The sequence below is a fragment of the Cobetia sp. genome, from assembly GCF_983723665.1.
Genome location: NZ_CFDJES010000003.1, coordinates 12087 through 15485, shown reverse-complemented (window position 1 = coordinate 15485; position 3399 = coordinate 12087). Strand labels below are relative to the sequence as shown.

At 65.7% G+C, this 3399-nt stretch carries 3 protein-coding genes; 1 reads left to right on the top strand and 2 read right to left on the bottom strand.

All coding sequences use genetic code 11. The features are described 5' to 3' along the window. Positions 1–27: 27 nt before the first annotated feature. Together AC4FAH_RS00760 and pabB are read right to left on the bottom strand one after the other, a co-directional pair. Positions 28–654 carry a phosphoadenosine phosphosulfate reductase domain-containing protein gene (locus AC4FAH_RS00760; RefSeq protein ID WP_213113531.1) on the bottom strand — a complete coding sequence of 209 codons (627 nt, stop codon included), beginning with the start codon at positions 652–654 and terminating at the stop codon, positions 28–30. Positions 655–868: 214 nt separating this feature from the next. Then, positions 869–2320, bottom strand: a complete 1452-nt coding sequence (gene pabB / locus AC4FAH_RS00755) for an aminodeoxychorismate synthase component I (RefSeq protein ID WP_490245549.1) — start codon at positions 2318–2320, stop codon at positions 869–871. A 243-nt stretch (positions 2321–2563) separates the two neighbouring features. Here pabB and AC4FAH_RS00750 point away from each other — a divergent pair. Further along, on the top strand, positions 2564–3399 hold an 836-nt coding region (locus AC4FAH_RS00750), incomplete at its 3' end, for an alpha/beta hydrolase (protein ID WP_490245548.1).

The window sequence follows — 3399 nt, the reverse complement described above, 5'->3', positions numbered from 1 at the left end:
TCGAGCGCACAGCGTCAACCACAGGGCTCAGTGTGCCAGGTGCAGGCCACACTCGCGGTTGTCTTCCGCCTTGGTCGGGTCGACGTAGTCGAACTCGTTGGGCAGGTCGTGGGCGACCAGATACTCGTGCATCTGCTTGGACGACCAGTTGAGCACCGGGGCGACCTTGATCAGGCCATCGCCATTCAGCGAGACCGGCTGCATGCCGGCACGGAAGGCGGTGTCACTGGCGCGCACGGCGGTGAACCACATCTCGGGGTTCAGTTCGCGCAGCGCACGTTCGAAGGGTTCGAGCTTCACTTCACGGGTGAAGGCTTCGTGGCGCGGGTCATCGATATGCGGGGTGAGGCCATCGACGGCTTCACGGTGGGCACGCGTGCGCTGCGGCAGATAGATGATGCGGTTCAGGTTCAGCTTGCGCGTCACCTCATCGGCGAAGCGATAGGTGGCATCGGTGTTGTAGCCGTTGTCCATCCACACGATCGGGATGTCAGGACGGAAGCGTGTCACCATGTGCAGGATCACCGCCTCGAAGGGACGGAAGTTGGTGGTGCAGATGGCGTGCTTGTCCAGCGACAGAGCCCAGCGGGTCAGGGCTTCCGGGTCGTTGCCGAATTCGGCATTGATGTGGGCGAGATCGAAGGTATCGGACATGAGGAGTCTCCAGAACGAGGGCACGTCCGATGGAGCGGGGCGCAGGGCTGATCAATGGCCAGAAAGGTCATCAGCAGAGGCGGGTAGCGCTCAAGGAGACGTGCAGGAATGCGCCTACCCTATCAAAGGCAGGCACTGCTTCCCCAATACGAATTCGTTCGAACGTTATATGCCATCGAGTTATGGCGCTCATGACGCCTTATAACGCCGCCTGTCAGCCAAGCGCTTCCATCAGGCGCTGGATCTTGGCCAGGCTCTCGCGGTATTCGGCCTCTTCCTCGGAATCGGCGACCAGACCGCCGCCGCCCCACAGATGCACCTGGCCCTCGGCGATCACCGCCGTGCGGATCGCGATGGAGGTATCCATGTGGCCGCGGATATCCAGATAGCCGAGGCTGCCGCAATAGGCGCTGCGGCGCACCGGCTCCAGCTCCTCGATGATCTGCATGGCGCGGATCTTGGGCGCGCCGGTGATGGAGCCGCCGGGGAAGGCGGCGCCGAGCAGGTCCAGCGCATCGCGTCCTTCATCCAGGGTGCTGGTGATGGTGCTGACGGAATGGTGCACGTTGGCGTAGCTCTCCAAGGCGCACAGTGATGGCACCTTGACGCTGCCGGGCGCGGAGACGCGGCCCAGGTCATTGCGCAGCAGGTCGACGATCATCACGTTCTCGGCGCGGTCCTTGGGGCTTTCCAGCAGCTCGGCGGCTAGCCGGGCGTCCTCTTCCGGCGTCGCACCACGTGCGCGGGTGCCCTTGATCGGCTTGGTCTCGACCGCGCGATGATTGACCTCGACGAAGCGCTCCGGCGAGACGGAGACGATCGCCATCTCCTCGCCCTGCGCGTCCTGCCAGCTCAGATAGCCGGCGTAAGGTGTCGGCGTGGCCTGACGCAGGCGCAGGTAGGCATCCCAGCTGTCGCCACTGCAGTCGGCGGAGAAGCGCTGGGTCAGGTTGATCTGATAGCAGTCACCGGCGTGCAGATACTCCATCACCTGACGGAAGCGTTCGCCGTAGCCCGCGCGGTCCAGCAGCGGCGCGAAGGGGGTGTCGAGGGCGAAGTCGGCGCTGCGCGGCGCCGGTTGCTCCAGCCACTCAAGCACCTGCCGGCGCCGTTGGGGCGAGGCGATCAGCCAGCTCTGCTGGCGCTGATGGTCACTGATCAATGCCCAGTCATAGAGACCGAGACGCGCCCAGGGTAGCGCGATATCGTCCTCGGTCGTGGCGGGCAGGTCTTCCAGCGCGCGCCCGAAGTCGTAGCTCCAGTAGCCCAGCAGGCCGGCAATGAATGGCAGGTCTTCGGCTGTCAGGTCATGCCGGGCGAGCTCTTCGCCTGCCAGCGTCTGCGGCAGCAGGGTCAGCAGCTGGCGCTGGGCCTCTATCACCGGCAGGCGGGCGAGGCGCTCCAGCGCTTCACTGAACTGGCTCAGGTCACGCATCGTCTCCGGCAGCGGGCCAGTGAGCTTGCCGCCGTGTGGGCCTTGCTCCAGTACGGCCAGCGGGTCGCTGCTGATGATGTCGAAGCGGCCACCGGCCAGCGACGGCTGGCCGCTGTCGAGCAGCACGGCGTCGGGACGTGAGCGCAGGCGTGCGAAGCGCGACAGCGTGGAGGCTTCATCCTCGGCGGCGAGGGCGTAGGGCAGGGCGTTGATTTCGAGCGAGATGGTCATGACAGCTTCCGTTGGCGGACAGGGCATTCTAGGCATCCGAAGGCGTTTTGTCCGCCCATGCGTGCGGATTCCGGTGAGGGGCTGGCCTTGTCGGCTTGCCGTTCTCTCGTGCGCTGATTAAGGTGCCTGCCTCTGAACGCCCTGCGCCGTCATCGATGACTGCCATGACGCGCGTGCTGACGTTCGCCCAGCCCTCTTGCCCAGTCTCTTGCCCAGCCCCTGGCACCCCACCGGAGCCCCTGCATGCATCCCGAGTTCGAACATGGCCAACATCTGCTGTCACGTCCCGATCAGAACATCTTCTGGCAGCGTCTCAAGCGGTATGACGCACAGGGCGGACGTCGACTGCTGATGCTGCACGGCGCGGGCGTGGCCGGCACGCTGACCTGGGCACCGCTGGTCGGGCATCTCACGGCCCATGATGAGCTGATCATCCCGGACCTGCGTGGCATGGGGCAGACGCTGGCGCCGCAGGGTGGCGAGCCTCCTTTCACCCTCGAGCAGGTGGTCGAGGACGTGATGGCGCTGATCGAGACCCAGCGCATCACGCATTTCGACCTGATCGGCTACAGCTTCGGCGGGCTGGTCGCCATGCGTCTCGTCCAGCGTCTGCGCGCCGAGCGCCCGGAGGTGAAGGTCGGCGACATCAGTCTGCTGGAGCCGGCGCTGCTGGAGCGCGAATGCCACGCCACCATGCTCAAGGTGCGTGACGGCTACGCCGAGGCGGCGCGCGCCATGCGCGAAGCCTCAAGCCCCGAGGCGGGCATCACCGCCTTTCTCGACCTCATCTCGCCGCATCGCACGCGCAACCCGCGCGCCGAGCGCATGATGGTGGCGCGACTGGCACATCGCCATCTGGGCTTCGCCAATGCGCTGGACTGTGTCACGCATGCCGTGCGCGAGATCGACCGTGAGGCACTGCTGGCCGACGTGCTGGCCTCAGGCAGCGAGGTACGCAGCCTGGTCGGCGGCAAGAGCCCGCAGACCCTGCGCGACTATCACAGCCTGCTGGCCGAACGTCATGCGGGTTGGCAATCGCTGGAAATCCCCGGCACCGATCACTCGCTGCCTTTCCAGAA